General features: G+C 54.3%; 4 protein-coding genes, 3 tRNA genes and 2 rRNA genes. All 9 read left to right on the top strand.

The window, feature by feature from the left end; all coding sequences use genetic code 11:
• A 23S ribosomal RNA gene (locus V6943_RS20160) occupies nucleotides 1-203 on the top strand; the annotation flags it as partial.
• 156 nt (nucleotides 204-359) lie between these two features.
• Nucleotides 360-475: ribosomal RNA gene (gene rrf / locus V6943_RS20155) — 5S ribosomal RNA — on the top strand.
• Nucleotides 476-588: 113 nt separating this feature from the next.
• On the top strand, nucleotides 589-1,554 hold the full coding sequence (gene birA, locus V6943_RS20150) for a bifunctional biotin--[acetyl-CoA-carboxylase] ligase/biotin operon repressor BirA (RefSeq protein ID WP_340555141.1): 966 nt from the start codon (nucleotides 589-591) through the stop codon (nucleotides 1,552-1,554).
• Nucleotides 1,544-2,284: a type III pantothenate kinase gene (locus V6943_RS20145; RefSeq protein ID WP_340555140.1), complete on the top strand. Its 741-nt coding sequence runs from the start codon at nucleotides 1,544-1,546 to the stop codon at nucleotides 2,282-2,284. Before birA ends, V6943_RS20145 begins: the two co-directional genes overlap by 11 nt.
• 10 nt (nucleotides 2,285-2,294) lie before the next feature.
• Nucleotides 2,295-2,957 (top strand): SPOR domain-containing protein, encoded by a 663-nt coding sequence (locus tag V6943_RS20140; RefSeq protein WP_340555139.1) that lies wholly within the window; start codon nucleotides 2,295-2,297, stop codon nucleotides 2,955-2,957.
• A 139-nt stretch (nucleotides 2,958-3,096) separates the two neighbouring features.
• Nucleotides 3,097-3,181 (top strand) — tRNA-Tyr (locus V6943_RS20135).
• A gap of 25 nt (nucleotides 3,182-3,206) precedes the next feature.
• A tRNA-Gly gene (locus tag V6943_RS20130) sits at nucleotides 3,207-3,280 on the top strand.
• Nucleotides 3,281-3,308: 28 nt separating this feature from the next.
• Nucleotides 3,309-3,384: transfer RNA gene (locus tag V6943_RS20125), tRNA-Thr, on the top strand.
• An 83-nt stretch (nucleotides 3,385-3,467) separates the two neighbouring features.
• The coding region (locus V6943_RS20120) for a GTP-binding protein (RefSeq protein WP_340555136.1) at nucleotides 3,468-4,110 on the top strand (643 nt) is incomplete at its 3' end.

The following is a 4,110-nucleotide window of genomic DNA, read 5'->3' as shown; positions in this document are numbered from 1 at the left end:
GCCAGTGGCATTGCCGGGTAGCTATGTTCGGAAGAGATAACCGCTGAAAGCATCTAAGCGGGAAACTTGCCTCAAGATGAGATCTCACTGGAGCCTTGAGCTCCCTGAAGGGCCGTCGAAGACTACGACGTTGATAGGTGGGGTGTGTAAGCGTTGTGAGGCGTTGAGCTAACCCATACTAATTGCCCGTGAGGCTTGATCATATAACACCCAAACAATTTGATGTTTGCGTGTCAGACGGTTGAAGTCGACAAACAAACCGAAAAGACGCATCGCTCGCAAAGCGAACCGAAACACAGCAACACCATCACATGCCCGATTCGCTGCAGCGGCTAAACCCCGAGGCAGAAACCGAATTGCTTGACGACCATAGAGCGTTGGAACCACCTGATCCCATCCCGAACTCAGCAGTGAAACGACGCATCGCCGATGGTAGTGTGGGGTCTCCCCATGTGAGAGTAGGTCATCGTCAAGCTTCTACACCAAACCCCCGGCCCTCGTAAGAAGGTCGGGGGTTTGTCTTTGCGCGACAGTAATTATTAAGCTGTTAGACGCGGTTCTACGATGTGTACTTGGCTATGAGGGCTTATGAACAGCTTGCTGCGGCTACTCAGTGACGGGCGTTTTCATTCTGGCGAAGAGCTCGGTGCTGCTCTCGGTGTGAGTCGCAGCGCTGTGTGGAAATATTTAAAGCGGCTCGAAAGCCAGTATGGTTTTGAACTGTTTCGGGTGCCTGGTAAGGGATACAGGCTATCGGAGCCTCTATCGCTGCTGGGTTATGACGAAAGCTCCGACGTGTTAGGTCGCTTCGGTTGGCAGCTCTGCCTGCGAGAGACGGTAGACTCAACAAATGCTGAAGCGTTGAGGCTGCTGCAGGCGGGGCAAGCTGTTCCCTTTGTCGTATTGGCGGAAAGCCAAACTGGCGGACGTGGTCGGCGAGGGCGGACCTGGGTCAGTCCTCCGGCGAAGAACCTCTACTACACCCTGGCAATGAAGGTCTCCGGTGGCCCCCAGGGTATGTCTGGCTTGAGTCTGGTGGTGGGCTTGGCGGTTCTTCAGGCTCTACGTCAGGCCGGAGTCGAGCGTGCCGGGCTTAAGTGGCCCAACGATATCTATGCCGACGGTAAGAAAATCGCAGGAATTCTTTTGGAGCTAACAGGGGATCCGGCCGATGTCTGTCACGTTATTATTGGCATTGGAATAAATGTGAACATGACCTCAGCTGCTGGGGGAATTGGCCAGCCTTGGACCTCGGTGAGGCAGCAAACAGGTATTCTGATGGATCGAAGCGAGCTCGCCAATTTGATTAGTGAGTTTTTGCATCGTTACCTATGTCTGCATGCGCAACGAGGGTTTTCTGCTTTGCATGATGAGTGGGAAGCTAACAATATCTGGCAGGGTAGGCGCTGTACCTTAAGCAATGGAGCTCAGCTGATTACAGGCTTGATGCTCGGCGTGGATGGGCAGGGCGCTTTGCGGCTCTTGGTCGACGGCTTAGGGGAGCGCCGCTTCAGTGGGGGAGAGCTAAGCTTGAGGCTCGATCATGATTCTTGAGCTCGATTGCGGAAACAGTTTCATTAAATGGCGGGTTATTCCTGTAACTGGCGGCGTGCCGTTGATTCAGGGAATCGCTTCGCAACCGGTAGATATTGTGCAGGCTCTGCTCGGACAAGGCCTGGGCAAGATACCCCGCTGTCGCCTGGTTAGCGTACGGAGTGACGCCGAAACCCAGGTGGTTATGGATGTGCTCTCTGAATCGCTAAGCTTGAGCGTGACGAAGGCATGTCCAGCTGAGCATCTCGCCGGGGTTGTGAATGGTTACCGTGACCAGCAGCGACTGGGGCTGGACCGCTGGTTAGCTATCGTGGCTGCGTACGATATGTGCCGAGAAGCCTGTTTGGTTATCGATTTGGGTACAGCCATCACTGTTGATCTGGTAACTCGCGACGGTACGCATCTTGGTGGGTACATCGCGCCTGGCGTCGCCCTGCTGCGGGGGCGCTTGCTTGCTCATACGCGCCGCATTCAGTACGACTCTGAGGAAACAGCGCTTGTGTTGAGCGATTTTTCTCCCGGAAGGTCTACCGCTGAGGCTGTTGACCGAGGCTGCTTGATCATGGCTCGTAGTTATGTCTCCAGTCAGATTACCTTCGCCGAAAGCTATTTGGGTGGCGACTTTGTCACCTATGTTACTGGTGGTGACGCGCCGCTTGTTGCCGATGTCCGCGAAGTAAGGTGCGTGGCTGATCTGGTTTTCAGAGGCTTGGCGTTGGCCTGCCCCTAAAGAGGTATCGATGCGCTGGCTTCTAATGCTTCTGGTGATGCTGAACCTACTGCTTTATCTGCTTCACCTAAATCAAATCCGGCCAGTGGATGGCGGCGGCGCTCAGCTAAGTGCTCCCTCTCGAGAGGCTGATATTAAGCTGCTAAGCGAGGCGGATTCCTTCGTCCGGCGTAGGTCCGCACACGACGCGATCAACGTTTGTCTGTTGCTTGGTGGTTTTAATGAGGAGTCGCTTGCGCAAGCCGTTGAGCAGCGCCTGCTTAGTCTGGATATTGATTCTCAGGTTGAGGCTGTTGATGAGGCTGCCGGTGTTGACTACTGGGTGTATCTTCCTCCTCTTGTCTCTCGACAAGCGTCGTTACGTCAGTTGCGAGAACTGCAATCGCGTAATATAGATAGTTACATCATTACCGTAGGGGATTTGTCGAATGGAATATCCTTGGGAATATTCTCTCGCAAGGATTCTGCGGAAAGCGTCGTGACTCGTCTGCAGGGAGTTGATTACACAGCCTTGGTTCGTGAGCTGCCTAGAAGTCACCGCCGTTATTGGGTGCGGGTGGCCGGAGAACGTAAGCACTTGCTAAGCGACGAACTACTCGCAGAGCTTGTCGGAAGCTTTCCTGCCCTAGAGTCTCAGCAAATACCCTGCTCAAGCATTGCAACTTCGACATAGTTTACATAGAATGGCGCCCGCTCAGCAGCACCTCCCCTTGGGGCGTGCAGTAGGCACTGTCATCGGAGCTAACCTCAGGTTTTAAATGAGAAAAAGCTTGACAGAAGAGGTGGTGGCAAACAAAATGCCGCCTCGTTTTGGAGGGGTTCCCGAGCGGCCAAAGGGATCAGACTGTAAATCTGACGTCATCGACTTCGAAGGTTCGAATCCTTCCCCCTCCACCAGATTTCAGCGTAGGCACAAGCTGATGCGGGTATAGTTTAGTGGTAGAACCTCAGCCTTCCAAGCTGATGATGCGGGTTCGATTCCCGCTACCCGCTCCACGTTTAAAGTGTCTTCGCAGCGAGCATTGCTCATGTAGCTCAGTTGGTAGAGCACACCCTTGGTAAGGGTGAGGTCAGCGGTTCAAGTCCGCTCATGAGCTCCAATATCAAAGGCAGATATGTAAATATCTGCCTTTGTTTTAATGGTGGCGTGACTAGCTCAATTCAACGATGGGAGACGGTCTCGATGGCTAAAGAAAAATTCGAACGTAACAAACCGCACCTGAACGTCGGCACCATTGGTCACGTCGACCATGGCAAGACTACCCTGACTGCAGCGCTGACCAAGGTCTGTGCTGAGACTTGGGGCGGCTCTGCGCGTGATTTCTCGCAGATCGACAACGCGCCGGAAGAGAAGGCCCGTGGTATCACCATCAACACCTCCCACGTTGAATATGATTCCTCGATCCGTCACTACGCCCACGTCGACTGCCCAGGTCACGCTGACTATGTGAAGAACATGATCACCGGAGCCGCGCAGATGGACGGCGCTATCCTGGTTTGCTCTGCTGCTGACGGCCCCATGCCGCAGACTCGTGAGCATATCCTGCTGTCTCGTCAGGTTGGTGTTCCGTACATCGTCGTGTTCCTGAACAAGGCTGACATGGTCGATGATGCCGAGCTGCTGGAGTTGGTCGAGATGGAAGTTCGCGACCTGCTGTCGACCTATGACTTCCCGGGCGATGACACTCCGATCATCATCGGCTCCGCGCTCATGGCGCTGAACGGTCAGGATGACAACGAAATGGGTGTGTCGGCCGTGCGCAAGCTGGTCGAAACTCTGGATGCCTACATCCCCGAGCCTGAGCGTGCCATCGACAAGCCGTTCC

The sequence above is a fragment of the Pseudomonas sp. CBC3 genome (assembly GCF_037967085.1).
Taxonomy (GTDB): domain Bacteria; phylum Pseudomonadota; class Gammaproteobacteria; order Pseudomonadales; family Pseudomonadaceae; genus Stutzerimonas.
Note: the sequence above shows the minus strand (reverse complement) of the source record. Positions and strands in the feature narration are given on the sequence as shown.